The organism is Taylorella asinigenitalis ATCC 700933 (assembly GCF_000687755.1).
GTDB classification, from domain to species: Bacteria; Pseudomonadota; Gammaproteobacteria; order Burkholderiales; family Burkholderiaceae_B; genus Taylorella; species Taylorella asinigenitalis.
Genome location: NZ_JHXN01000002.1, coordinates 106899 through 132249 on the forward strand (window position 1 = coordinate 106899; position 25351 = coordinate 132249).

Genomic DNA, 25351 nt, shown 5'->3' on the forward strand with positions numbered 1-25351 from the left:
GTTTCATAATTAGGGGCTGATTATGTCAGAATTGGGATTTAGCGTTTCCGAGGGTGCGTCTACGTCTGTTGCATCTTCAAATAATACTTTGGGTTTTGGTATTTCCGAGAATAGCCAACCAGGTAATCAATTAATTAAAGTTTTAGGTATCGGTGGAGCTGGGTGTAATGCCGTGAATCATATGATTCAATCAGGCATTGCGGGAGTTGATTTTATCGTAGCAAATACCGATCGTCAGGCATTAGAGCAATCTCTTGCGCCTACTAAAATTGCTCTAGGCACTACAGGTCTAGGTGCTGGTGCTCGTCCAGATGCAGGGAAAGAAGCAACCGAGAAATCAAAAGAAGAAATCAAGAAAGCTATTGAGGGAGCAAAAATTCTATTTATCACAGCTGGTATGGGCGGTGGTACTGGAACTGGAGGTGCTCCATGTATTGCTGAAATAGCAAATGAATTAGGGATCTTGACCATTGCCATCGTAACTAAGCCTTTTAAATTTGAAGGTAAAAAACGTATGCAAGTTGCAGTTGAGGGAGTTAAGGAGCTTTCTGAGCATGCACGTTCAATTATCGTAGTTCTTAACGAAAAATTAGAAGAAACTCTCGATGGTAATCTTCCATTTGAAGATTGTCTAAAAGAAGCGGATAAAGTGCTTTATAACGCTTGTGCAGGTATCGCCGAAATTATTAATAGCGGCGGTTATATCAATGTTGACTTCCAAGACGTTCTTACTATTATGAGTGAGTTCGGAAAGGCTATGTTGGGTACGGCTGAGGCTCGCGGAGAAAATCGTGCAGAGGACGCTATTAATCAAGCTATCTCTAGCAACTTACTTGAAGACGTTGATATTCGCGGTGCGTTTGGTGTAATCGTTAATATCACTGCGGCTAATCCAACTCGTGCTGAAGTTTCAAAAATCAATAATTTAGTTAGCGAGATGGTTTCTGAAGATGCCACTATCATTAACGGTGTAAATTATGATGCAAGTATGGGCGATCGTTTACGTGTGACTGTTATCGCTACTGGCTTAGGTTCAAAACCTAATCTTCAAGTTGTTAAAGACGAGGATGATGAGAGTGCTCTTAATCATGTTAACCAAGTTAATCAAGTCTCAGGAACAGGTACAGATGGTATTGCATTGTTTAGACCAGAGAATCCAAATTCAACCGCTTCTATTTCAATTAGAAGAGGCTCAAGAATTGCAAATCCTCTAAGCTCTACTAGCGATAATCGCGATGTTCCAGCTTATTTGCGTCGCCAAAACAATTAATTGATTCTAGAAATTGTTAGAAATTTTAAATGCTACACTTAAAGCGTGTAGCATTTTTATTTTCTCTTTAATCAGTTATCATTAAGAAAAGTTCTCAAATACACCTATGATTAAACAAAGAACAATTTCAAAAGTTGTAACAGCCACAGGGGTTGGAGTACATTCAGGCAGCAGGGTAAATCTTACCCTCCGACCAGCTCAACCTGATACAGGAATTGTGTTTCATAGGGTGGATACACCCGAAGTTTTGGATTTTCCTGCTCAGGCTAATTTAGTGGGTGACACACGTATGGCTTCTGTACTCCAAAATGGTAAGTATAGAATTTCAACAGTAGAGCATCTAATGAGTGCTCTTGCAGGCTTAGGTATAGATAATCTTCATGTAGACGTAGATGCTGAAGAAATTCCAATTATGGATGGAAGTTCTGTGACCTTTGTTTACTTGATTAGGGATGCGGGTATTGTTGAACAAGATGCACCTAAAAAATTTATTCGCATTTTAAAAACAGTTGAAGTTTCTGAAGGTGAGGGTGAGTCTCGTAAGTGGGCTAGAATTGAACCATATGATGGGTTTTCCGTTGCCTTTTCAATAGATTTTGAGCATCCAGCTATAAATTCGACTACCAACTTTTCTGAGATAGACTTTTCTAAAGATTCATATATCGATCAAATAGCTAGGGCTAGAACCTTTGGATTCGCTAACGAAGTAGAAATGCTTAGAAGCATTGGTTTAGCCCGAGGTGGTAGTCTGGATAATGCCATTGTTATGGATGAGTATCGTATTCTAAATTCCGAAGGTCTTCGATACGAAGATGAATTTGTAAAACATAAAATTTTAGATGCTATAGGTGATTTATATTTGTTTGGGCACGCACTTTTAGCAAAATATACCGCTCATAAATCTGGACATGGATTAAATAATAAATTGGTTCGTTCAGTATTAGATAATCCTGAAAATTTTGAATTGGTTACTTTTGAAGAACCATTGTCCAAAGATAGTGATATTGTGCATACTATAAAAGGTTCGTTTGTAACAATTTAAAACTTATCTTTTAGTAATTTTTAGAGTTACGGTACTTATCTTATAACCCTTATTTCTAAGCTCTTTCACAAGAGTTGGGGTCACTTGTTTTAGTTTGCTTTGGATTGCACTATTGGGAGTAATTATTACTAAATCCCCATCAACTAGTTGAACTACTCTGCACTTTTCAATAAAATCCTCACAAACGATTTGATAAATATCTGTTTCGATTTTTCCGTTATTCAGTGCTCGAGTAAGTAATTGATTTTCAAGACTTAGAGTTTCATCACACGTTTGTCTAAGCCCTTTTACTCGAAGACTTCTTCTTTTTCTAAATTGGTGCATTGTAATGTCAGAGGTTAAAAAGAGATTCAAATCTCCTAGACGAAAAAAACGTCAAGTTAAGCAAATTATACAGCTTAGCATGGTTTTTGCATCTCTCATTATTGCTGTATTTTCAGGTATTATTCTAGAAAGAAAGTTTGGCATTGATGAGATGGTAGAGACAAGAACAATTGTAGAGAAAGAAAAACAAACTAACGATCTTGATTTAGTTGCCTTCACTTTAAATGAACTTACAAATCAGCTTGCTGATATGAAAGTTAGGATGGCCAAAATTGAATTTCTCAGCCAGAGGATTGCTCGACAAGAGGGTTTAGAGAATATTAATTTAGATGCTGCTGGTAGGAAAAACGATAATTCATTCGATACTAATGGTGCTCTTAAGGAACCAAGAGAATCTGCAGAACAAATAGGAAGACAGCTCGATAAGCTTCTAAAAAAAATAAGTCTGCAAGAAGATAAGTTGAAGGTTATGGAATTTTTTACCCAGGTTGATTTAGCTAATATACAAAGAATTCCTTCAATAATCCCAGTTTCACTATCCACCACGCGAGTCACCTCAGGCTTCGGTATGCGTATGCATCCTATAACTGGTGAGTTAAAGTTACATTCAGGAATTGACCTAGCTGGACCTGTAGGTACACCTATAATCGCACCTAGTGCAGGATATGTTAGTCATGTAGGTACTAAAGCTGGCTATGGAATTACTATTGATATAGACCACGGAAATAACATAACAACAAGATATGCTCATTTATCAACGGCTTATGTTGAGGTAGGTGAAATCGTAACACCTAAACAAGTTATTGCCGCAATAGGGAATACTGGAGGATCTACAGGGCCTCATTTGCATTTTGAAGTTAGAGTTAACAATGTTCCTCTAGACCCTATTGAGTTTATAGGTCATGACCTGACAATCAATAACGAAATTACTAAAAACGTTTATAACACTGTAGGTATAAAAAAAGTTTCTGCTCAAGGCAGGATGAAAAATTCCTCTATAGGCTCTAAAAGAAATTAGCCTCAGTTTCTACCACTATACCAATTTCGGGTAAAATCTCTCTTTATAAATGAATTATTGACCCCATATACACAAAAAGTGTATTAACTAATTTCGCATAATGATATCTATTCTTAAAAAGCTAGTAGGCTCCAGAAACGATCGCCTTCTTAAACAATACAAAAAAATCGTAAGCAAAATTAATGGTTTAGAGCCTTCTATGCAAGCTCTATCTGATGAAGAACTTAAATCCAAAACTTCTGAATTTAAAAAGAGAATTGAGGAAGGGGCTAGTCTAGATTCGTTATTACCAGAGGCTTTTGCTGTTGTTCGTGAAGCATCTGTGCGTACATTAGGTATGCGACATTTTGATGTGCAGCTTATTGGTGGGATTGTTTTACATAACGGTAAAATCGCTGAGATGCGTACGGGCGAAGGTAAGACATTGATGTCTACATTGCCAGTTTATTTGAATGCATTAACTGGTGAGGGTGTTCATGTCGTTACGGTGAACGATTACTTAGCTAGACGTGATGCAGAAACTAATAAACCTTTATTTGACTTTTTGGGTATGAGTGTTGGTGTTGTAGTTCCAGATCAAGACCCTAAAGAAAAATACGAAGCTTATAGGGCAGATATCACATACGGTACAAATAATGAATATGGATTCGATTATCTACGCGATAATATGGAGTACCACTTATCTGATAAAAGACAGCGAAAACTTAATTATGCAATCGTCGACGAAGTTGACTCCATCTTGATAGACGAGGCTCGAACCCCTTTAATTATTTCTGGTCAAGCTGAGGATAATACTAGTTTATATATTCAAATGAATGAGGTTCCTCCTAAACTTACACGTATGTTAGAGGAGCCTAAGCCGCAAGAGCCCGAACCAGAGGGCGACTACTGGGTGGATGAAAAATCTCAGCAAATCTATTTGTCTGAAATCGGACATGAACATGCGGAAGATATATTAACGCAACTTGGTATTCTTCCTGAGGGTGAATCATTATATGACCCTCGTTATATCACGTTGATGCATCATTTGATGGCAGCACTACGTGCACATAATCTTTTCCATAAAGATCAACACTATGTCGTAAAAGATGGTGAGGTCGTTATCGTCGACGAATTTACTGGCAGGTTTATGACTGGTCGTCGATGGTCGGATGGTTTGCATCAAGCCGTAGAAGCAAAAGAGGGTGTTGAGATTCAAAATGAAAATCAAACTATGGCATCGATTACATTCCAGAACTATTTCCGTATGTACAGTAAGCTTGCTGGTATGACTGGTACAGCAGATACTGAGGCATATGAATTTCAAGAAATATATGGTTTAGAAACTGTTATTATCCCTACGAATCTGCCTATGATTAGGGATGATCAAAATGATCAAATTTTCTTATCCGCACAAGAAAAATACGATGCAATTATTAGAGATATAAAAGACTGCTATGAAAGAAAACAACCAGTTTTGGTTGGTACTACAAGCATTGAAAGCTCAGAATATTTATCCTCCTTATTACAAAAAGCTGGTCTTTCACATGATGTATTAAATGCTAAACAGCATGCAAGAGAAGCTGATATTATTGCTGAAGCAGGAAAACCAGGAAAAATTACGATTGCAACTAATATGGCGGGACGTGGAACCGATATCGTATTAGGCGGGAACATTGCCAAAAAAATATCTGCAATCCAAAATAATGAAAGTCTCTCTGAAGAGCAAAAACAAGCCCAAATCGAAAAAGAAAGAGACGCATGGAAGCAGGAAAACGAGCAAGTTAAAGCAGCTGGCGGCTTAAGAATTATTGGTACTGAACGACATGAATCGCGTCGTATCGATAATCAATTGCGTGGTCGTGCGGGTCGTCAAGGGGATAAGGGATCATCTCGATTCTATTTATCATTGGACGATAATTTGCTGCGCATCTTTGCAGGCGGTCGCGTTCGTAATCTTATGGAACGATTAGGAACTCCAGGTGAGCCTATCGAAGCGAAGATGGTAACTAGATCTATTGAGTCGGCTCAAAGAAAAGTTGAGGGCCGTAACTTCGATATCCGTAAGCATTTACTTGAATTCGATAACGTTGCAAATGACCAAAGACGAGTTCTATATGGTCAAAGAAACGAAGTTCTTGAGGAAGAATCAATTAGGGATATGGTTGACGAACTTAGGACAAATGCATTGGCAGAATTTGTTCGTATTTATGTTCCAGAGGATTCCGTAGAAGAGCAATGGGATATCGATTCTCTTCAAGCAAGTCTTGATTCTCAATGGGGGATTGAACTTGATATTAAATCGGAGATGGAGAAAAACGACGATTTAGACGATGATGATATTCTTCAGCTTGTGCTTGATAAGGCAAATCAAATTTACGAAGAAAAAATTGCTTTAGTGGGTGATGAATCGTGGAATCAATTTGAGCGTTCTATTATCTTAAACCGCTTAGATACATGCTGGAGAGAGCATCTAGCGGCACTTGACCATCTACGTCAAGGTATTCATTTAAGAGGGTATGCTCAGAAAGATCCTAAGCAAGAATATAAACGTGAGGCATTCCAATTATTTAAATATATGCTTGAGCGTGTACGTAATGAAGTAACTAGAATCTTGCTTACAGTACAAATCCAATCACCTGAGGAAGTGGATGAGGCTGAAGCTCAGCAGATAGAAGCTGCGAGAAGTCAAGCTGAACATATGAATTATCATCACGCGGATCAGGATGAAGCATTGGCAGAGGATAATGCTCAGTCAGAAGCAGAGAAAAAGAAAAAATTCGCCAATGTAGGAAGAAATGATCCGTGTCCATGTGGAAGCGGAAAGAAATATAAGCACTGCCACGGAAAATTATCTTAAGTTAAGCAAGGCCCTAGTTATGATTCATAAGCTAGGGTTTTTTTATAACAAGAAGATGCTTGCTAATCCTAAGAAGATAAAGAATCCCAATGCATCGGTAAAGAAAGTCAAAAGCACAGAGGAACCCATCGCAGGATCCTTGTTTAACTTATCGCGTACCATAGGTATAATCACGCCAAGACAGGCACCAATCAACATATTCAAAACCATAGCAACGACCATAACTAGTGCTATTTGATAGGAGCCAGATATAAACCACGCAAAACCAGAGGCGATAATGCTGCCCAAAAGTCCGACCAAAAGTGTCACCAAAGCTTCGCGTCGAATAAGCCTAAACATATGCTTAGATTGAATACGACCCATCGATAGAGCTCGAATAACAATGGTCAATGTTTGATTTCCAGAATTCCCTCCGATCCCAGCCACAATTGACATAAGAAATGCTAGTATCACAATCTTGCTTACTGTGTCTTCAAACATAGATGCAATAAATGTGGCAATGGATGCGGTGCATAGATTTAGCAATAGCCAAGGAGTTCTGTTTCCGACAGCCTGACCAACAGATGAGAAAGTATCCTCTTCCGATAGACCAGCCGAAGCAAGTTGCATCTCTTGCGAATCTTCCTGAATTACATCGAGGACATCGTTAATTGTGACACGTGCAATCAGACGATTTTCGCTATCGAGAACAGGTGCAGAAACTAAGTCATAGCGCTCAAATGCAGACGTAGCCACAGTATCATCTTCTTCAGGATTTAAAGAAAATACATTTGTGCGCATAACGTTTTTCACAATCTCAGTCGGCTGATTAAGAAGCAAATCCGATATCGATAGTACGCCAAGCAAATGCTCTTCGTTATCAATTACGAAAAGCTTATCTGTATGGTCTGGCAATGATTTTAATTGTCGCAGGTATCTCAAAACTACTTCAAGCGTTACGTCCTCACGGACACGTAACATCTCGAAGTCCATAATCGCACCTACAGTGCCTTCCTGATAGCCTAGGGCGGCAACCAATTGACTGCGCTCTTTATCGGAAAGCCCTTTCTGAACCTCAGCGACTACTGAAGGCGGTAGATCTGGGGCTAAATCGGCAAGTTCGTCGGTATCGAGATTTTCTGCGGCCGCCAGCAAATCCTCATGATTCATGCTGGCAATGAGATCCTCTCTGACCCTATCGCTTACTTCAAGGAGCACCTCGCCATCATGCATCGCATGTACAAGATTCCAGACATGCAACCTATCGTTATGTGGCAATGAGTCAAGAATATAAGCAATATCTACAGGATGAAGAGGATTTAGAAAATTCTGTAGTTCAACGTCATGCTGCTTTTTTACTAAGTTCTCTACAAGTTCTTTTCGATCCTCTGGATCGCTTTCCTGATTATGAACGAGATTTTCTACAAGATAATGCTTGCGTATAAGCAATTTGACGTGCTCGAGAGCGAGCTGTGCCTCCTCCGTATCCAGCCTTTTGGATTTGGATGGGTCTAAAGCCTCAGCGTTTTGTGGATTTGGATTTGAAAAGTCCATAGTAAAATATTGCTAATGCTCTCAAAACAGCTTGAATTATAGCACCTCTCGGAATAGCCGCATGTTTGAATGTGCCTCAAAATTCGTCGACGAAATTATAAATTTTTTGCTCAATAAAAGTGGTCCAACTGTCATTGCTATTGAATCCACAAATTGGCAGGAAATTTCGATTGCCCTTATAGAGAAAGTTAAAAAAGTCACAAATTTTAACTTTAGTTTTGGAAAATCGCTTCATTTTATTGTGTTTCCACCAACAAAAAGTAGTTTTTTTGAACCTATATATGAATGCAATCCCGAATCCGAGATTAAGAAATTGCCTTTTAAGTGGCCTTTATTGATGGAGGGCATCCATCGCATAGATATTATTGACTATAAGTTAGTATTTCATATCGTCTTTGGTATTGATTCTTGGTCGAAAATTTCCGCTCAAATCGATATTATTGTGGCTGACTCTTTGCAAAGCCAAGCTCTTAGAGTGGCATCTCCTGAGGCACTTCTTGCTACTTACGATGGTCTCGAAGAAGTCCAAGATTTAGTTCATGCAAAACAGTACAAAATCATATCAAGCGAAGAGATCCCCAACTCACATAAGCTTTACAAAATATCCAATCCACATCGCCCGCAAATTATACCTGTTGCGAATCCTAGTTCTGTTGCCATTATCGGAGCAGGGATAGCAGGCACTAGCATTGCCAACGAACTAGCTTCTCGTGGTCATAAAGTCGATATATATGACCCCAAATTCGCACATATGCCTGTAGGTGAAGCCCTAGAGACATCCGCAGGTGCAATAACTCCTGTAATTACGGCCGATGATAGCCCTAAATCTCGCATATCTCGTGCTGGTGTTTTAAGGGCATACGCTAGGTGGCAATGCTTTTTTGACCATCAAATTTTCCCATGTGGCACGCTTGAGGTTGATCGGGACAAAGGGTATGCAAAATCGCTTGCTGAGGCTGTTGAAATATTGAATTTCCCTAAGGACTGGATTCGCAGAGTTACAGCTCAGGAGGCGTCTGAAATTTCTGGATTTCATATAAAAAAGGATGCTGTATTTCTACCCTATGGAATGCAAATCTCACCGCTTAAGATGATTAATGCATTACTGGAGCGGGAAAATATATCAACGCATGCACAATACATAACTGCAGTGAAGCCTTCATCGGAGGGAAAGTATATATTATGTGGCAATGATAACTTTAACTCACCAGAGTATGAATACGTGGTCATTGCCACCGCAATAGATACGCCTAAACTTCTAGCATCAAGTGGACTTGATTTCACAATCTTGAAATCTGGTCATCGCACGCCATCGGTACCAAAATTTGAAACTTTGCATGCACTTAGCGGCGAGACGCTTCGTGTACCGAGTCAGATGGTCAATGGTGGCCCCAAATGCATAATTGGGGGCTTGGGATATTTTTTACCTCAAATGGGCGGATATTGTGTTATGGGATCTACATATAAACACGGTGAGATGAATCCGCAATTAACGGCTGAAGGGGAGAAGGCTATACTCTCAAAAATTCCCGTGGATTTTGAATTTACTGCGGATGAACTTATCGAGAATCAGGGATTAAGAGGACATGCTTGTATAAGGGCTGTAATCAATGGAAGAACGCCTATTATTGGGCGTCTTAAGGGAACAAATGTTTTTTTAGCTTGTGCTTATGCCTCTCATGGTATGACTTGGGCTAGCTTAGGGGCGGAAATTATTGCCACAGAAATTGCGGGTGAACCTGCTCCTCTTACTAGGGATTTATTGAAAATAATGGCCCCTGAGAGTACGTGATAGGGTCGTTTGGTTTAAAATATAGGACTACCATTTTAAGAATTCAAGCCTGTGACTACAATTAAGCATTTAGAATTAAGTTCATCATCTATTAGCGGCCCCGTAGAATTCTGTGAGTTCAAAGTCTCCAAAACATTCAATTTTAGAATTGAAGTTTCTGCGTTCGGGGCTTTTAGGTTAAGAATCACGCCCATTAAATCCAAGGAATCAGAAATTAAATCTGTAGGTCCTGAGTTGCTTATCTCTGATTTATATACGACTGCAGAGATTGAATTTAAAACGATTAAATTAGGAAAAAGTTGGAGTTTGACTTATCAGAACTACTGCTTAGAAATTAGTTCTAGTCCTTTGTGTTTTAAATTTTTTAAAGATGGAAAATTGGTATTGTCATCTGGGGCAGAAGCCCTTTCCTATGATGATGGTAGATGGGGTCTTAGTCTTGATACTAAAGAGGACGATATTTATGGTCTCGGCTATCTAAGACCTGATATAGAATGCACCGAGATTTCTGAAGGTAGCTTACCATACGCATGGAGTACTAGTGGTTGGGGAATTTATGCTGCCTCAGCTCATAATGTGAGCTATAGTTTTAAAGATGAATTCAAAATTTTATTTTCTGAAGATCAGCTGGATTTGTTTGTATTTTTAGGGAATATAGAGGAATTATTTAATCAATTCAATTCCCTGATTGGTAGGGCTTATGGGTCACCGCTTCTGAGTTCTGGGCATTGGTTGGTCCAAACTAAATCTTCTCCTTTGAATGAATTTATTAACTATAGTCGAAAATTAATAGAAGAAGGTTATGGTATAGATACCTTAAAACTTTCTTGTCCTTCTGTATTTGTTTTTGAAGAAGATAAACCAAATTTTGATTTAGATGAAGAGAGAGTGGGTAGGTCTAATCAGCTTAAATCTGTGTTAGATAGAAACAAAAAGCACCTATCATTGCCAGCTTTTCCAGCTTTTTTAAAAGGCTCTGATTTATTTAAACATTTGAATTCTAAATCATGGCTTTTGAAATCTGAAGATGGTGAGATAGTTAGTTTTAATTTTGAATCCAATGAGTATGTTGTACTTAATTTGCATAATAAAGATGCATATAAATTTTGGCAGGATAGAGTTCAACAGATATTAAATGGGCTTGATGCTTCATTATCTTATTCTTGTGATGATTATGCATTGCCAGATTTGCCTTCTTCTTACTTTGTTCTCCTAGAACATTCTCTTGCTCAGGCTCAAGCTAAAAACAAATCTCCTAGTGAAGTTTTTATTGATAGACAAAATCTAATTGCAAATAGCTCTAGATCATTGGGTCTAAGTATAGATAGAGAGATTTCTAGTTTTAAAGATCTTTTGGACGTGCATAGAGAGCACATTGCCACCCAAGTAAGTGGTGTCGTTACTGAAGCTCATAAGTTTAGAATTAAATGCACAACCCAAAACGAGAATTTATTTTTAAGAGCGGTTGCCTACTCATTATTTAGTGGTGGATTTGCATTTATTGCAGAGGATGAATATCTTCCTATTAATTTTTCTAAGGAAATTCAGGATAAGGCCAAAACTCTTATTAGTTGGTACTACAGGCTTCTTCCAACATATCTTGGAATTATTGAAGATTCCTCTAGAACAGGTCTTCCTGTACAACGCATTATGCAGATAGCATTTCCAGATGACGAATATTCTCATGATTTTAAAAATCAATTTATGTTTGGATCATCTTTGTTGGTAGCTCCAATTTTTGATGATTCTGAAAAAGTTGAGATTTATTTGCCTGAGGGTGAATCTTGGTGGGACTTAAATACTGGTATTAAATATGAAGGTGGTCAACTGCTCTCATATCATTGTCCTAATGACTCGATTCCTCTTTTTGGGCGCGATGGTCATATGCTATGCCTTGGGCCTGAGCTTAAGCGTTTGGCTGATTTTAATTCAGCTAAGGTTCTTGATGAAGTTTGGTTATTTGGTATGCCTGTTCATAGTCCTCAAGTAATCCGCAACAAGATTCGAATTATGCAGATGCAGGGTTCGAGTTATATAAAAGGGTTTGAAGGTCTTAAGATACTTCCATCGCAAGGACTAGTTATAAAAAGACGCGGTGCTGAAGTCCGCATTTCTCCAGCTCGTTAAACTCTTCTTATGAGAAAGGCTAAAGTTATACCTGTTCTTAGGTATACCCATGTCACACCAAATGGTGGGGAAGAGAATTGCCCACCGAGCGTGTTTGCAAAACAAATGAGATATCTTAAAAGAAGAGGTTTCAATACAATTTCTTCTTCTGAATTTGCCGAATTTTTGCAAGGAAAAGCTCTACCCAAAAAATCCATTATGATTACATTCGATCATGGGTTTTTGGACAATTTTGTTTATGCATTTCCTATACTCGACAAATTTAAAACTAAGGCAAATTTTTTTGTATATACGAGCTTTATTCGAGATGGTGAAGCAAGAACAACTTATCAGTCTGATGAGATACTTCCGTATTGCCCACCCAATGAAAAATGTAAGGCCATAATTAACTCAGGGCATCCTGAAATTGTAATGATGAACTGGGATGAACTTGGTTACTTGAGAGACACGGGACTTATATCTGTTGAGAGTAATGGGCATTCCCCTACAAGATGGGACCAGCAGCTTAATTCTGAGGGCCGTTTGGCTATGTTAGAAAAAGAGCTTGAACTAAGTAATAGCATTATCGATAATAAATTAGGAATTAATTGTGAGCATTTAGCTTGGCCCCACGGTTACTTTGAACCATCCTATCTAGAGGTTGCCAAAGAAAAGAGATTTAAATATTTTTATACCGAAAACGCTGATGGCGTAAACACAACAAATTTAGACTGCGAGACAATTTATCGCATCACACCAAACTATCAAACTTTGAGTGGTTTTATTCTTCATATCTGGCTTGTAAGACATCCTAAATTATTGAATTTGCTTAAAAAGCTTCGTCTCTACAATTTGTTCTTTCCTCGAAACGTACATTTTGAGCCACAAGAGACTATTGACATGATAGATTGATATATTTATAATAATTTTCTTTTATTTGCAAATTTAAGTGGATATTTAATTCTGCAAGGGTTGGTAGCTCAGTCGGTAGAGCAGCGGACTTTTAATCCGTTGGTCCCGGGTTCGAATCCCGGCCAACCCACCACTTATCCCTCTTTGAATTCAATCTCCCCCTTTATTTCTACGTTCAAAAGAATTTTCGGTAATGAATAGATCATTAACGTGAAACTTTTAATTCTAAAACCATGCCATAATAGCCTCAACTATGGCTAATACGGTGAGTACTTAAGCTATGAAACCCATTGATTTTATGACGTTTTTTGATGTTAAAACGAGGATATCGTTTTTTTGACGAAGGGCTAGTTATTGTGTAGTATTTACGTTTAGGGTTAAGGGGATATGGTATGGACAATTTTTTAATATTTAAAACAGCTCCAAATGTAGATTATTTTTACGATATAGATGCAGAAGGGACTGGGGAGTTGATATTCAGATTGAAAGATGACGATTTAAACTATCATCCGAGAATTATTCTAAAAGGAAAATTCCGAAGTTCTGAAAATGAAATTGAATTAAATGAGGTTGAAAATATGTATATAGTTGAAAAAGCAACCTATAAAAAATCTACCTTCGGTAAATCTTTATTGGGCTATATAACCATGGGGCCTATTGGATATTTGTTAGGTGGTCTAGATGATTATGAAGAAGGTGATGAAGTTTTTTTTAAAATAAGTTTTAAAGATGGTAGTAGTTTAATTGCGTTTGGATCAATCTGGGATTATAAGTTAGCTGAAAGTTTTTTTTAATAGCTTCAAAAGTACAAATTTTTTTTTTGGCACCGAAAGGTGCCTTTTTTTATGAGTAAATTATGAAACAAATAGGTGGATTATCGATTGGTCTTAGTTTGAATAGTGCATCATTTATAAATCAGATCAAATAGACAAATAAATTTATAAATGGGTTTAACGACAAAGTTAATCAAGCAGGAGAATCAGCTACCAAATCATTAAAAAAGGCGACAAGTTGTGTTGAAAATTTAAATAATAAATTTTCCGTTATTAGTTAAGCTAGGAGGATTGGGATATTTAAAAAATATAGTTATGTCAGGTATATCAATTTCTGATACCTACGGACAATATACTTCACGTTTGCAGAAAGCTATATCAGAAACAGACACTCAATATCCTCAATACATCAAATCCCTAAATCAATTCACTCTATGCTTCCGTCACGACACATCTCTTTGCTTGATCCTACAAACTAAATGGCCTACCACTAACCTGAGTGCTTGGAATAGCCATATCCTGTTGAGACATAACACCAGCCTCATAACCCAACCTACCAGCCTCTATCGCTAATTTGAAGGCTTTGGCCATCCTAACTGGATCATGCGATTGCGATACGGCTGAATTTAAAAGCACCGCATCAAACCCAAGTTCCATAGCATGAGCGGCATCTTTTGGAGATCCAATTCCTGCATCAATCACTAAAAAAGCATCAGGTAATCTAGCTCGCAATATACGTAGAGCAAAAGTGTTTATTAAGCCTTGACCTGAGCCAATTGGAGCACCCCATGGCATTAAGACTTTGCATCCAGCATCAAGTAATCTCTGGCAAGTAACCAGATCATCAGTGCAATATGGAAATACTTCAAATCCTTCTTGAATAAGCTTCTCAGCTGCTTTTACTAATTCGAACATATCGGGTTGCAGCGTATAATCATCCCCAATTACCTCTAGCTTAATCCAATTAGTTTCGAAAACTTCGCGAGCCATTAAAGCCACATTTATTGCATCATGGGCTGTTTTGCATCCTGCAGTGTTTGGCAGTAAGGCCGCCCCACTCTGTTTTAAGCCGTCAAAATATAGAGATTGTTCATTTTTCATAGATGTACCGTCGCCCATTTGTCTTTTAAGAGAGACGGTAATTACTTCAGCTTCCGAAGCAGCCAAAGAATCAAGCAATATTTTTGGAGAAGGATATTGTGCAGTGCCTAGAAAAAAACGGCTCTTTAAAGTTTTTCCGCCAATCGTATATTCGCCCATTTCAACCCCCTGTAATTGGAGTAAAGGTACTCACTTGATCAAGCTCTTGCAATATGTAGGTGCTTCGTTGAGATTTCGGTATGAAATTCGAATTCACTGCACTTGCGAGTGAAATTTCTTCTTCAGATTTTGAGAAAATCTCTTGTTCTAAAAACGCTTCTAAAGAAGTGCCTTCATCAATATTTCGAATCTCATTGTTTAAGAATATTTTTATAGTCATATTATTTTGCAAGCGTATTCATAACACTATAATTATCGCCCAGTAATGGTCTTAGAGAATCTTCAACCACAGCTGGAGCTATAAGCCATCCATGTCTGAAAAGTCCATTAACCCTAGTTAGACCAGGCTCATGTTCAATTCTAGGTAAATTATCTAAAGTCGCAGGACGTAAATTCGTTTCAGTATGAATAATTCGTGCCTCAGATATATCTGGCAATACACTGTGGGCCGCCGTCAATAACTCCACCATACTGCGTACCGAGATAGGGCTTCGGTCTTCAGACTCAATCTCACTTGCTCCAACAAAAAGTATGTCGGGCTTCCTATGCACAATATATACACGATAACGCGGATGAATCAATCGAATCGGCCGAGACAGCCTTAATCCGGGCATCTGCAACCACATCACTTCGCCTCGAACGCCACGCACATTATTACATGAAATGGTATGAGCATTAGGATGTTTTACCTCTCTAGCACCAACGCCCCTCGCATCAAACACCCAATCAAATTCGTACGAGTCACCACGAACGGTATGAATAACGTGCGGTGACAATGATTTCACAGGCGTCTGCCACCGCCAATAAATATTCATACACGAAGCATAAAGAGCTTGCATCGCCTGCCGCGTATGAATATGTCCCTCGTTTTGTAGCATCCAAGCATGTGAGACCCCGTGAACATCAGGTTCAAGCTTTCTCAATTCTTCCATAGTAAGTGGCAATGGAGCCTGGGCCGCCGGAGCCTTTCTCTGCAACAATGATACAAGCCTATTCGCTACACCATAATCCCCATGATGAGCCAGTATCAGACCTCCCTCATAGTGCAATTCTACGGGCAAACTCAAAGCAGGCACTATAGCTTTCCATAATTCTAAGGAACGCAATCCAAGATCCAAAATAATCGTATCTCCGCTCTCGATTTCGGCAATATGGCTAAGCATACCCGCTGCCGTAAATCCAGCCGCACGTGGATCAGTCTCACTATCAGCCACATCGAAGATAGTGATATCATGCCCTTCGCGAGTCAATAAAAATGCGAGCAATCGTCCAACTAACCCTGCTCCAGCAATGCCTATATGCATGTCAAAACCTATCTTATGTACAATAGTTAGCAAATATTTTAATCCTTATTTTTGTATGGCTGTAGCCCACGATTTACTTACGAGTGTTTTCGGATTCTCCGAGTTCAAAAACAAACAAGAGCAAATAATCAAGCACACAATTGAAGGGCATGACAGTCTGGTTGTAATGCCTACTTCTGGCGGAAAATCACTTTGCTATCAAATTCCAGCTATTGCCCTCGGTGGCAATGCTGTAGTGATCTCTCCACTTATTGCATTAATGAATAACCAAGTCGAATTTTTAAAATGTCGTGGTGTTCGAGCAGTAACCGTTAATGCTAACTCAAATAAGCAGGAATTAGATAATCTAGAAAATCAGTGGATAAATGGTGATATAGATATAGTTTATCTCTCTCCAGAAAAAGTACTGACCTTAAAATTTCTTTCGATTCTTTCAAAGAAAAATGCTTCACTTTTCGCAATTGATGAGGCTCATTGTGTATCCCAATGGGGTCATGATTTTAGGCCAGAGTATTTAGGATTGCATGAGCTTAAATCAAGATGGCCAAATATACCTATGATTGCATTAACTGCAACAGCTACACCAGCAACACGCAAAGAAATTGTTCAAAAGCTTGGTCTGCGTAGTTCACAAATATTTTTATCGAGCATTAAAAGAGAAAATATAAAATACCAAATTGTGGAAAGATCAGTTCCAAATAAGCAGCTACTCGATTTTATAAATAATAATCACAAGAATGAACCTGGGATCGTTTATTGCTTAACTAGGATGAAATGCGAGAGAATTGCCACCTATTTAAAAAATAATGGAATTAATGCGCAAGCTTATCATGCAGGATTGGAAGCAGAGGAACGCAAGTCAATAGAAGAAGAGTTTATGCATTCAAATTCGCTAGTGGTAGTTGCGACCGTTGCTTTTGGAATGGGGATTGATAAGCCTGATGTGCGTTTTGTTGCACATATAGAAATGCCACGTTCTGTTGAGCATTATCTTCAGGAAACTGGCAGAGCAGGGCGTGACGGCAAACCAGCAACGGCTTGGCTTGCATATGGTCTTAGCGATGTGATTCAGCACTATAAGTTTATTTATGCATCCTTTGCACCGATAGAGCAAAAAGAAAGAATGATGCAAAAACTTTTTTCTATGCTTGGAGTGTGCGAAACAAAGTTAGATATCAGTGAGCAACTAATGAGTTACTTTGGAGAGACAAAAGGTCAAATGCCAACCCCATCCAAAAAAGAATCATCTCATTTGGTAGATTGCACTAGATATGCTCAAATGCTTATGTCTACAATTTTTTGGCTTGAACATATTCATAAACAGAGGTTTGGTTGTGGATATATCATTTCTATATTGTTGGGCAAATTAAATGATGGACGTATTTTGCAAAATGGACATGAAAAACTGAGTACGTTCGGAATCGGCAAGGATCTTAGTGAAATACAATGGTCTCGTATTATGCGTAATTTGCTTATTTACGAATACGTTACCTTTGATATTGAAGGATATTGCACGCTTGCACTAACAAAAAAAAGTAAGCCACTTCTTAAGGGTGAAGTGGGTCTACATATTCCTAATCTATATTCAAAATAGACAGCTGTTCATCTTGGCGATTTGCTGGAGGTGTCAAATTAAAATGATTCCATGCATGAATAGTCGCTACTCTTCCACGAGGAGTTCTTTGAATAAATCCATGTTGTATTAAATATGGTTCGATTATTTCTTCAATGGTGTGGCTTTCCTCTCCGATAGCAGCAGCTAGATTATCTACTCCAACTGGTCCACCTTGAAACTTAAGCAAAATAGCTTCTAATAAACGTCTATCCATATTATCTAAACCAATAGGGTCAACCTCAAGCATACCCAATGCATCAGATGCAATTTGGTCAGATATAAGACCATTGTTTCGAACATCTGCAAAATCACGAACGCGTCTAAGTAATCTATTGGCAATACGAGGCGTTCCACGCGATCTTCTTGCGATTTCATATGCACCCTTTTGTTCGATATTTGCTCCAAGCAAACCGGCACTTCTTTTGACTATATGAGTTAAATGATCTGTTGAATAAAACTCAAGTCTTGAGATAATGCCAAATCTATTTCTTAATGGATTTGTAAGCATACCAGCTCTAGTAGTTGCTCCCACTAAAGTGAAAGGTTGTAAATCTATTTTTATACTACGAGCCGCAGGGCCATCTCCTATCATAATATCAATCTGAAAATCTTCTAGTGCAGGATATAAAATTTCTTCGACTACTGGAGATAGTCTGTGAATTTCGTCAATAAACAATACATCGTTTTTGTTTAAGTTTGTAAGAATAGCAGCTAGATCTCCTGGTTTCTCTAACACAGGGCCAGAAGTTTGTCGCATCTTGGTGCCCATTTCGTTGGCAATGATATGGGCTAGCGTCGTTTTTCCGAGTCCTGGCGGTCCGAAGAGTAATACATGATCAAGAGCTTCATTTCTATTTTTTGCGGCTTTAATAAAAATCTCAAGCTGCTCACAGACCTTATCCTGTCCCTTGTAATCAGCTAATGTTTTAGGACGCAAAGCCTTTTCGAAAGACTCTTCTTTCGAATCCACCATCTCATTTTGAACAATACCTCGATTAGCAGGTGATTGAATATTATCTGGGATTATAGGCATAGAACTCTCTATTTAAATAGGTACGTATGTAATAAATAGTACAACTATAAATGATAGCAAAACAAAAGGTATAAGTGATTTTATAACTCTCTCTATCGGTAGGTTTGATACTGTACATGCCGCAAATAAATTAACCCCAAATGGAGGAGTAATCATACCTAAAGCAAGATTGACCACAATAATTAAACCAAAATGAACTGGGTCGATTCCGAATTTTATAGCTAAAGGAAGAAGAAGAGGTCCTAACACCACGATGGATGCTGAAGTTTCGACGAACATTCCAATAACAAACAAAAGCACGTTTAAAGCTAGTAAAAACTGTATTTTGTCCTGAAAATTATCTGCAATCCATGTCCCTAAAAATTGAGGAACTCCTGAGAAATTCAAAATAAAACTTAGGACAGATGCATTTGCGATTAAAAATAAAATTACAGAGGTTGATATAGTACTATTTATAAAGGATTTAGAAATCAGCTCTTTGTTAAGTGTGCCGTAAATGCCTGCGATTAGGATTGAATAAATTACTGAAATTATAGATGCTTCAGTAGGTGTAAAAATGCCTCCGTATATGCCGCCTAGTACAATCACTGGCAATAAAAGAGCTAAAAATGCACGTTTAAAGGATGCGAGCAAATCTCTTTTATCTTCTGATTTTCCAATATCGATTTTGTTTTTAGAGGCATAAAAAATTGCATATACGCATAAAACAAATGCAATAAAAATTCCTGGAATAAATCCAGCACTGAATAAATCCACTACATTAGTTTTAGTAGATACAGCATAAAGAATCATAGGCACAGAAGGTGGAATTATTACACCTAATTCTGAAGCCGTAGCTTGAAGCGATGTAGCAAATTCATTGGAATATCCACGCTTGACAAGTGCAGGAATCAAAATTGAACCTACTGCAAAAGTCGTAGCCACACCTGAACCTGCAATCGCTGCAAATATCATGCTTGTAAATATGCAAGTGCATGCGAGCCCGCCTCTTAAACTACCAAATAGGCATTTTGAAAAATCTATAAGTCTTTCTGAAACCCCCGATCTAAGCATGATTTGACCAGTTAGAATAAAAAAGGGGATCGTTGCGAGCGGAAAGCTATCCAAAGAAGCGTAATAATTTTGAACTAAAACTAGAGGACTTAAATCAGCAATTTTTAAGCCGAAAAGCGTAGCAAATCCAATGCTTACCGCAATAGGAACAGTAAACACAAAGAAAATAATCATGGTGATAAACATCAAATGCATTACATCACCTTGATTCTTTTTGATAGAAGATTGATTAATATGGTCAAAGCTGACATAGCAGATCCGACAGGAATTGCTAGATAGGCCCAAGATATAGAAATATCTAGGCCGGCAAGCATTTGCTTTCTGCTTCTTAAAAACATCTCGTAGCCTAAAACACTTAATGCCACAAGAAAAACAAGACTAATGGTCATAGCCACAGTAGATACATGTTTATGTAATGCCTGTGGCAATGTCAACTTAAGCACATCCAGCCTGAGCATTTTTCCATCTTCAAAAGCCAGTGGCAATGCAGTAAACACAAGCCAAATTATTGAAAATCTAATCCAACTCTCTGTCCATACCGATGGTTTAATTAAGATAAAGCGACTAATAATTTGAAAAAATCCAGCTAACAGAGCCGATGCTAGTAGTAATACGCATAAGAATCGCAGAAAGTCAAAAAACTTTTTCATTAATTACTTATCCATAGAACGCAATGCTATACGCACACCTTCAGTAGCATCTATATCCTTAGGCAATGCACTTATAGCCTGTTTAGCTTGTTTATCTGAATAGCCGAGATTTAGTAAAGCTGCAAGTATATCGTTATGATTTTTTGAGTTTGAAGATTTATCTGAGCTGCTACCTAACTCAGGCATTTTTCCTTTTAGCTCAAGCAATATTCGTGCTGCTGTTTTCTTTCCGATACCTGGAACTCTTTCAAGTTGAGATGAATCTTCAGACTCAATAGCACTATAGAGTGCATCTGGGGTCATCCCTGAGAGTATGCCCAAAGCACTTTTAAACCCAATACCATTTACTTTGACTAAGGCCCTAAAAGTCGCTCTTTCCTCTTCAGAAATAAAACCATATAAAGTATGAGCATCCTCTCTCACTGCAAGATGCGTATAAAGAGTCACCTCCTGACCAATATCAGGAAGTTCATAGAATGTAGTCATCGAAACGTCTACATCATAGGCAATACCGCCTAAATCAATGCAAACAGTTGGCGGAAATTTCGAAATTAATTTTCCTTTCAAACGACTAATCATAAAACCTACTTATATTTGATCCTACCACCCCTCATCCTTGCAGTATGACTTGAGTCCAAATTCATTTCTTTAAGTATATCGAGAGTAGGTAACATATGTGCATGAGTTATAGCACATGCCAATGCATCCGCAGCGTCCGATGGCGGCATCGCACCTAAATTCAATATGTATTTGACCATCTGTCGGACCTGTTCTTTAGGTGCTCTCCCATTTCCGCTAACGGATTTTTTTATCTGTAGTGCAGGGTACTCATACACTTCCAATCCCAAACTAGCTAGAGATAAAAGAGCCGCCCCACGTGCTTGACCAAGCAATAGGGTAGTCTTGCCGTTTTTATTCACGACAACCTCCTCAATACAAGAAGATTTTGGGTTGTAGTGATTGATTACTTCCTTCACTCCCTCCATAATATGTAGAAGGCGCTTATACAACGGCAAATTTGTTGGGATGGCAATGGTCCCGCTTGCGACATACTGAAGCTGCCCATTTTGAGCAGTTTCGATTACACCGTATCCAGTTAACCGTAGCCCTGGGTCCACACCTAATATACGCACTAGGTCCTCTTTTTAGTGTCTAAAGTGACGCATTCCAGTGAATACCATGGCAATGCCATGTTCATCAGCCGCAGCAATCACTTCCTCGTCTCTAATGCTTCCGCCTGGTTGGATAATGCAATCCGCACCTTGAGATACGATAACATCAAGTGCATCTCTAAATGGGAAAAACGCATCCGATGCAGCCGCTGTTCCTTTGAGATCAAGACCATTTGCCTCAGCCTTGATAGAAGCGATTCTTGCAGAATCTAGGCGACTCATTTGACCAGCTCCAACACCCATAGTCATGCCGTCAGCACAAAAAACGATGGCATTAGATTTAACGAATTTTGCAATCTTCCATGCAAATAATAGGTCTTTCATTTGCTGCTCAGAAGGCTGTTTTTTCGTTACAACTCTAAACTCAGATTCAGATTCTTTAGAGGTATCTGGAGTTTGAACTAACCATCCTCCCCCAACACGCAGTACATTGAATGGGTTTTGTGCATGACCTAAAGGCAAACGCAACACGCGAACATTTTTCTTAGCTTTAAGAAATTCCAAGGCTTCTGGATGATAATCTGGAGCCAATAAAACTTCCATAAATTGTTTACTTACCTCTTGAGCAACGGAAAGGTCTACTGGACGATTAAAAGCGATAATCCCACCAAATGCCGATGTCGAATCAGTTTTAAAAGCCTTTTGATAAGCTTCCAATGCACTTGCACCTATTGCAACTCCGCATGGATTTGCGTGTTTAACAATAACGCAAGCAGGTGCATCAAATTGTCTAACACACTCCCAAGCTGCATCAGAATCTGCAATATTGTTATATGAAAGTTCCTTACCCTGCAATTGTTTAAATGCTGACAGTAAGCCGCTTAGCGTAGCATTTGTATCTTTATAAAATGCTGCCTTTTGGTGTGGATTTTCTCCGTAACGTAAGATTTGGCCAATTTGAGCTTGAATTGATAATGTTGAAGGCCACTCCATTTTTTGTGGAGCTGTATCTGCTGCAGGCTCTTCATCCTCTAAACTAGTTAAATACTGGGCAATCATCCCATCATAAGCCGATGTGTGTGCATATACTTTAGAAGCTAGTTTAAGTCTTAAACCATAGCTTGTATCACCTCTTTTATCAATTTGTTTTAAAACTTCGTCGTAATCTCGTGGGTCGATTATTACAGTAACGCCCCCAGCTTGATTGCCGTGATTTTTTGCGGCAGCCCTCAACATCGCAGGACCGCCTATATCAATATTCTCGATAGCATTTTCGAAAGTACAATTCGGATCTGAAGTAGCATCTTTAAATGGATACAGATTCACTACTAAAAGATCTATTGGATCAATACCATTTGCCTTCATGGTGGCAATGTGCTCGTCTTTATCCCTTCTTCCTAAAAGTCCACCATGAATTTTAGGATGCAAGGTTTTTACACGACCTTCTAATATTTCAGGAGACCCTGTGTGCTCTGAAACTTCAGTCACTGGTATACCAGACTGAGCCAATAATTTAGCTGTCCCACCAGTTGATAAAATTTTTATGCCGCGAGAGTGGAGTGATTGAGCAAACTCAACGATACCAGACTTATCTGATACAGAAATTAGAGCAGTTTTAATAGCCATAAATTAATTTTGAATTAAGTTATAAGAGAGTAATTTTTTTCTTAATGTGCTTCTATTAATACCAAGAATTTGGGAGGCTTTGGATTGATTTCCATTTGTCTTTTCCATAATCTTTTCTAATAAAGATTTTTCAACGCAGCTCATGACCATCTGCCATACATTGTTTGGATCATTGCCTTCAAGGGCTGCAAAATATCTGTCCAAATTTTGGTTTAGAGATTTCTGAATAGAGTTAATACTTTCAGTCATTTTATTTAGTTAATTAATTATTTATTTATTTGTTTATTGAACCATTGATCTACAGCTTTAAACTGAGATTTAGTATCTTCTATAAGAAGTAGAGACTTAACGAATTCTCGTGCTTGAGTAAATGGAGCTAAATACCATGATAGATGTTTTCTAGCTGTTCTAACTCCAGTGGTTTCACCGTAAAATTCATAGTGCTCTTCAAGATGTTCAAGTATAACCTCTTGCATTTGACTAAATGTGGGTTGAGGAATAATTTTATGATAATTTACGAAATGATAAATTTCGTTAAAAATCCAAGGGTTACCTTGAGCAGCTCTACCTATCATAATACCATCGGCACCAGTATAGTCTAGAACGTATTTAGCTTTTATTGGCGAATCTATATCTCCATTAGCGATTACAGGAATTGAAATATTCTCTTTTATTTTTTTGACTGTCTCATATTCAGCTTCTCCAGTATAAAGCTGAGCCCGTGTTCTTCCATGTATTGTTATAGCACTTACACCTAATGATTCAGAGAGCATAGCAATCTCAAGTGCATTCAAATTATCCGCATCCCATCCTGTTCTAGTTTTAACAGTAACAGGTATATCAAGTGGCTTACATACATTAATAACAGATTTTAATATTTCTTCAATCCTCATAACATCTCGCATTAATGCGGATCCACAAGCAACATTACAAACTTTTTTTGCGGGACAACCTAAATTTATATCAATAATTTGAGCACCTTTTGATATATTAAAAATCGCAGCTTGTGCCATCATTTTTGGATCTGCACCGATAAGCTGAACGCATATTGGTTCAACTTCACCTTTGTGGTCAAGTCTGCGAGAAGTTTTAATGCTGTCCCACAGTTTAGGGTTACTAGCTGCCATCTCAGAGACTGCATAACCAGCTCCAAGCTTTTTGCAAAGTCTCCTAAAAGGCCTATCTGTAACGCCTGCCATTGGGGCAACAAAAATATTATTACTTAATTCCCAGTGACCGATTTTCATATAAAATAAGGAAGTTTTTTTTGGTAGAAATATGAATTTAAGTATATTGCATTGGTTAACGCCTTGGGAGTTTTCTCCTACGTTACTAGTGCTTTTCTTTTTAGCAGCACTTCTATTTCTTAGAGGCCAATCAAAAGTAAAAGTAAATTTAATAAGAAAAGCACTATTTTGGTTTGGTTTTGTCTTGTTGTATCTAGCAATTCATACGCACCTTGATTACTACGCAGAAAGAGTGTTTTTTGTACATAGAGCTCAACACGTAGTATTACACCATTTAGCACCAATTATTATTATGGGATCTTACCCGCTTTCAGTGTTTAAAGCTGGTTTGCCATCATCAATAAGAAAGAAAATATCAAAATTTTGGGACTCCAAATTAGGTGGTGTCTTATATAAACTCGGAACTAATAAATACTTTATACCATTCATGTTTGTATTTTTAGTTCTTATCTGGTTAGTACCTTCAATACAGTTTTATTCAATGCTTGATCAGATGTGGTATCGAATCATGAACTGGTCAGTTGTCGTGAGTGGTTTTTTATACTGGCATATGATTCTGGATAGAAGATCAAAGCCTCTTGCATCAATGAGTCATTTATCTAGAGTAATTTCACCAATAATTTCTATGGTGCCACAGATTATTGCAGGTGTATGGATAAGTAGTTCAGAGAGAGATTTATTTCCATTATTTGATTTGTGTGGCAGGGCATTGCCAGTGACACCACTTGAAGACCAAGCACTAGGAGGCTTAATTATGTGGTTGCCTGCTGCTATTATTGAATCATTTGGCTTTGTGGCCGCATTAGCCATTTGGCTTAATAGATCGTCCAAAGGACGTTAGA

General features: G+C 38.2%; 23 protein-coding genes and 1 tRNA gene. 11 read left to right on the plus strand and 13 right to left on the minus strand.

All coding sequences use genetic code 11. The annotated features are described in order from the left end of the window. The first annotated feature begins 22 nt into the window (after positions 1-22). Entirely contained in the window at positions 23-1270 is a 1248-nt protein-coding gene (gene ftsZ / locus T432_RS0102415; RefSeq protein ID WP_044971056.1) for a cell division protein FtsZ, read from the plus strand. A 106-nt stretch (positions 1271-1376) separates the two neighbouring features. Next, the gene (gene lpxC, locus T432_RS0102420; RefSeq protein ID WP_028884032.1) at positions 1377-2312 is read left to right on the plus strand and encodes a UDP-3-O-acyl-N-acetylglucosamine deacetylase; all 936 of its coding nucleotides are present in this window, start codon (positions 1377-1379) and stop codon (positions 2310-2312) included. A 3-nt stretch (positions 2313-2315) separates the two neighbouring features. On the opposite strand, the gene T432_RS0102425 is transcribed toward lpxC, so the two are convergent. After that, positions 2316-2636 carry a DciA family protein gene (locus tag T432_RS0102425; RefSeq protein ID WP_028884033.1) on the minus strand — a complete coding sequence of 107 codons (321 nt, stop codon included), beginning with the start codon at positions 2634-2636 and terminating at the stop codon, positions 2316-2318. A gap of 4 nt (positions 2637-2640) precedes the next feature. Between T432_RS0102425 and T432_RS0102430 the strand changes: the two genes are divergently transcribed. Continuing rightward, the gene (locus T432_RS0102430; RefSeq protein ID WP_015551530.1) at positions 2641-3654 is read left to right on the plus strand and encodes a M23 family metallopeptidase; all 1014 of its coding nucleotides are present in this window, start codon (positions 2641-2643) and stop codon (positions 3652-3654) included. A gap of 100 nt (positions 3655-3754) precedes the next feature. Beyond that, positions 3755-6493: a preprotein translocase subunit SecA gene (gene secA / locus T432_RS0102435; RefSeq protein WP_015551531.1), complete on the plus strand. Its 2739-nt coding sequence runs from the start codon at positions 3755-3757 to the stop codon at positions 6491-6493. Between the two features lie 42 nt (positions 6494-6535). Here secA and mgtE read toward each other — a convergent pair whose 3' ends face one another. Next, positions 6536-8026: a magnesium transporter gene (gene mgtE, locus T432_RS0102440; protein WP_028884034.1), complete on the minus strand. Its 1491-nt coding sequence runs from the start codon at positions 8024-8026 to the stop codon at positions 6536-6538. Between the two features lie 61 nt (positions 8027-8087). Here mgtE and T432_RS0102445 point away from each other — a divergent pair, with 61 nt between their 5' ends. From T432_RS0102445 to T432_RS0102465, 5 genes are all read left to right on the plus strand, one after another. Further along, complete coding sequence (locus T432_RS0102445) at positions 8088-9818, plus strand: FAD-dependent oxidoreductase (RefSeq protein ID WP_028884035.1); 1731 nt, start codon at positions 8088-8090, stop codon at positions 9816-9818. 51 nt (positions 9819-9869) lie between these two features. Further along, complete coding sequence (locus tag T432_RS0102450) at positions 9870-11945, plus strand: glycoside hydrolase family 31 family protein (protein ID WP_028884036.1); 2076 nt, start codon at positions 9870-9872, stop codon at positions 11943-11945. A 9-nt stretch (positions 11946-11954) separates the two neighbouring features. Beyond that, positions 11955-12836 (plus strand): polysaccharide deacetylase family protein, encoded by an 882-nt coding sequence (locus T432_RS0102455; RefSeq protein ID WP_028884037.1) that lies wholly within the window; start codon positions 11955-11957, stop codon positions 12834-12836. Positions 12837-12893: 57 nt separating this feature from the next. After that, a tRNA-Lys gene (locus T432_RS0102460) sits at positions 12894-12969 on the plus strand. A gap of 259 nt (positions 12970-13228) precedes the next feature. Next, positions 13229-13630: a hypothetical protein gene (locus tag T432_RS0102465; protein WP_028884038.1), complete on the plus strand. Its 402-nt coding sequence runs from the start codon at positions 13229-13231 to the stop codon at positions 13628-13630. A gap of 447 nt (positions 13631-14077) precedes the next feature. Here T432_RS0102465 and T432_RS0102470 read toward each other — a convergent pair whose 3' ends face one another. From T432_RS0102470 to T432_RS0102480, 3 genes are read right to left on the minus strand one after another with little or no spacing between them, the layout of a single operon-like run. Next, positions 14078-14869, minus strand: a complete 792-nt coding sequence (locus T432_RS0102470) for a thiazole synthase (RefSeq protein WP_028884039.1) — start codon at positions 14867-14869, stop codon at positions 14078-14080. Between the two features lies 1 nt (position 14870). Beyond that, on the minus strand, positions 14871-15089 hold the full coding sequence (gene thiS / locus T432_RS0102475; protein WP_028884040.1) for a sulfur carrier protein ThiS: 219 nt from the start codon (positions 15087-15089) through the stop codon (positions 14871-14873). Position 15090: 1 nt separating this feature from the next. Then, positions 15091-16173 (minus strand): FAD-dependent oxidoreductase, encoded by a 1083-nt coding sequence (locus T432_RS0102480; protein ID WP_028884041.1) that lies wholly within the window; start codon positions 16171-16173, stop codon positions 15091-15093. Between T432_RS0102480 and T432_RS0102485 the strand changes: the two genes are divergently transcribed. Then, positions 16172-17767, plus strand: coding sequence for a RecQ family ATP-dependent DNA helicase (locus T432_RS0102485; RefSeq protein ID WP_248646260.1), 1596 nt, complete (start codon positions 16172-16174; stop codon positions 17765-17767). The genes T432_RS0102480 and T432_RS0102485 overlap by 2 nt on opposite strands. Here the strand turns inward: T432_RS0102485 and ruvB are convergent. From ruvB to dusB, 8 genes are read right to left on the minus strand one after another with little or no spacing between them, the layout of a single operon-like run. Continuing rightward, a complete protein-coding gene (gene ruvB, locus T432_RS0102490) occupies positions 17748-18821 on the minus strand; it encodes a Holliday junction branch migration DNA helicase RuvB (RefSeq protein ID WP_014111900.1) in 1074 nt (357 codons plus the stop codon). The two genes, T432_RS0102485 and ruvB, sit on opposite strands and share 20 nt — an antisense overlap. 12 nt (positions 18822-18833) lie before the next feature. Further along, positions 18834-20069, minus strand: coding sequence for a TRAP transporter large permease (locus T432_RS0102495; RefSeq protein ID WP_028884043.1), 1236 nt, complete (start codon positions 20067-20069; stop codon positions 18834-18836). Then, entirely contained in the window at positions 20069-20524 is a 456-nt protein-coding gene (locus T432_RS0102500) for a TRAP transporter small permease (RefSeq protein ID WP_028884044.1), read from the minus strand. The genes T432_RS0102495 and T432_RS0102500 overlap by 1 nt, the downstream gene beginning before the upstream one ends. 3 nt (positions 20525-20527) lie before the next feature. Further along, entirely contained in the window at positions 20528-21103 is a 576-nt protein-coding gene (ruvA, locus tag T432_RS0102505) for a Holliday junction branch migration protein RuvA (RefSeq protein ID WP_014111897.1), read from the minus strand. A gap of 5 nt (positions 21104-21108) precedes the next feature. Further along, positions 21109-21657 (minus strand): crossover junction endodeoxyribonuclease RuvC, encoded by a 549-nt coding sequence (gene ruvC / locus T432_RS0102510; RefSeq protein ID WP_028884045.1) that lies wholly within the window; start codon positions 21655-21657, stop codon positions 21109-21111. A gap of 12 nt (positions 21658-21669) precedes the next feature. After that, positions 21670-23262, minus strand: coding sequence for a bifunctional phosphoribosylaminoimidazolecarboxamide formyltransferase/IMP cyclohydrolase (purH, locus tag T432_RS0102515; protein ID WP_028884046.1), 1593 nt, complete (start codon positions 23260-23262; stop codon positions 21670-21672). A gap of 3 nt (positions 23263-23265) precedes the next feature. Beyond that, positions 23266-23511 carry a helix-turn-helix domain-containing protein gene (locus T432_RS0102520; RefSeq protein WP_028884047.1) on the minus strand — a complete coding sequence of 82 codons (246 nt, stop codon included), beginning with the start codon at positions 23509-23511 and terminating at the stop codon, positions 23266-23268. Positions 23512-23528: 17 nt separating this feature from the next. Next, positions 23529-24509, minus strand: a complete 981-nt coding sequence (gene dusB / locus T432_RS0102525) for a tRNA dihydrouridine synthase DusB (RefSeq protein ID WP_014111893.1) — start codon at positions 24507-24509, stop codon at positions 23529-23531. A gap of 31 nt (positions 24510-24540) precedes the next feature. On the opposite strand from dusB, the gene T432_RS0102530 reads away from it, so the two are divergent. Continuing rightward, positions 24541-25350: a cytochrome c oxidase assembly protein gene (locus tag T432_RS0102530; protein ID WP_014111892.1), complete on the plus strand. Its 810-nt coding sequence runs from the start codon at positions 24541-24543 to the stop codon at positions 25348-25350. The last annotated feature ends 1 nt before the right edge of the window (position 25351 follow it).

What these genes read in the sequence shown, in the direction of transcription:
- T432_RS0102530 (WP_014111892.1), top strand. Translation starts at nt 24,541, where the DNA reads ATGAATTTAAGTATATTGCATTGGTTAACGCCTTGGGAGTTTTCTCCT.
- T432_RS0102455 (WP_028884037.1), top strand. Translation starts at nt 11,955, where the DNA reads ATGAGAAAGGCTAAAGTTATACCTGTTCTTAGGTATACCCATGTCACA.
- ftsZ (WP_044971056.1), top strand. Translation starts at nt 23, where the DNA reads ATGTCAGAATTGGGATTTAGCGTTTCCGAGGGTGCGTCTACGTCTGTT.
- T432_RS0102445 (WP_028884035.1), top strand. Translation starts at nt 8,088, where the DNA reads ATGTTTGAATGTGCCTCAAAATTCGTCGACGAAATTATAAATTTTTTG.
- secA (WP_015551531.1), top strand. Translation starts at nt 3,755, where the DNA reads ATGATATCTATTCTTAAAAAGCTAGTAGGCTCCAGAAACGATCGCCTT.
- mgtE (WP_028884034.1), bottom strand. Translation starts at nt 8,026, where the DNA reads ATGGACTTTTCAAATCCAAATCCACAAAACGCTGAGGCTTTAGACCCA.
- dusB (WP_014111893.1), bottom strand. Translation starts at nt 24,509, where the DNA reads ATGAAAATCGGTCACTGGGAATTAAGTAATAATATTTTTGTTGCCCCA.
- T432_RS0102480 (WP_028884041.1), bottom strand. Translation starts at nt 16,173, where the DNA reads ATGCATATAGGCATTGCTGGAGCAGGGTTAGTTGGACGATTGCTCGCA.
- lpxC (WP_028884032.1), top strand. Translation starts at nt 1,377, where the DNA reads ATGATTAAACAAAGAACAATTTCAAAAGTTGTAACAGCCACAGGGGTT.
- T432_RS0102470 (WP_028884039.1), bottom strand. Translation starts at nt 14,869, where the DNA reads ATGGGCGAATATACGATTGGCGGAAAAACTTTAAAGAGCCGTTTTTTT.
- thiS (WP_028884040.1), bottom strand. Translation starts at nt 15,089, where the DNA reads ATGACTATAAAAATATTCTTAAACAATGAGATTCGAAATATTGATGAA.
- ruvB (WP_014111900.1), bottom strand. Translation starts at nt 18,821, where the DNA reads ATGCCTATAATCCCAGATAATATTCAATCACCTGCTAATCGAGGTATT.
- purH (WP_028884046.1), bottom strand. Translation starts at nt 23,262, where the DNA reads ATGGCTATTAAAACTGCTCTAATTTCTGTATCAGATAAGTCTGGTATC.
- ruvA (WP_014111897.1), bottom strand. Translation starts at nt 21,103, where the DNA reads ATGATTAGTCGTTTGAAAGGAAAATTAATTTCGAAATTTCCGCCAACT.
- T432_RS0102465 (WP_028884038.1), top strand. Translation starts at nt 13,229, where the DNA reads ATGGACAATTTTTTAATATTTAAAACAGCTCCAAATGTAGATTATTTT.
- T432_RS0102495 (WP_028884043.1), bottom strand. Translation starts at nt 20,069, where the DNA reads ATGCATTTGATGTTTATCACCATGATTATTTTCTTTGTGTTTACTGTT.
- T432_RS0102485 (WP_248646260.1), top strand. Translation starts at nt 16,172, where the DNA reads ATGTCAAAACCTATCTTATGTACAATAGTTAGCAAATATTTTAATCCT.
- T432_RS0102430 (WP_015551530.1), top strand. Translation starts at nt 2,641, where the DNA reads ATGTCAGAGGTTAAAAAGAGATTCAAATCTCCTAGACGAAAAAAACGT.
- T432_RS0102520 (WP_028884047.1), bottom strand. Translation starts at nt 23,511, where the DNA reads ATGACTGAAAGTATTAACTCTATTCAGAAATCTCTAAACCAAAATTTG.
- T432_RS0102425 (WP_028884033.1), bottom strand. Translation starts at nt 2,636, where the DNA reads ATGCACCAATTTAGAAAAAGAAGAAGTCTTCGAGTAAAAGGGCTTAGA.
- T432_RS0102500 (WP_028884044.1), bottom strand. Translation starts at nt 20,524, where the DNA reads ATGAAAAAGTTTTTTGACTTTCTGCGATTCTTATGCGTATTACTACTA.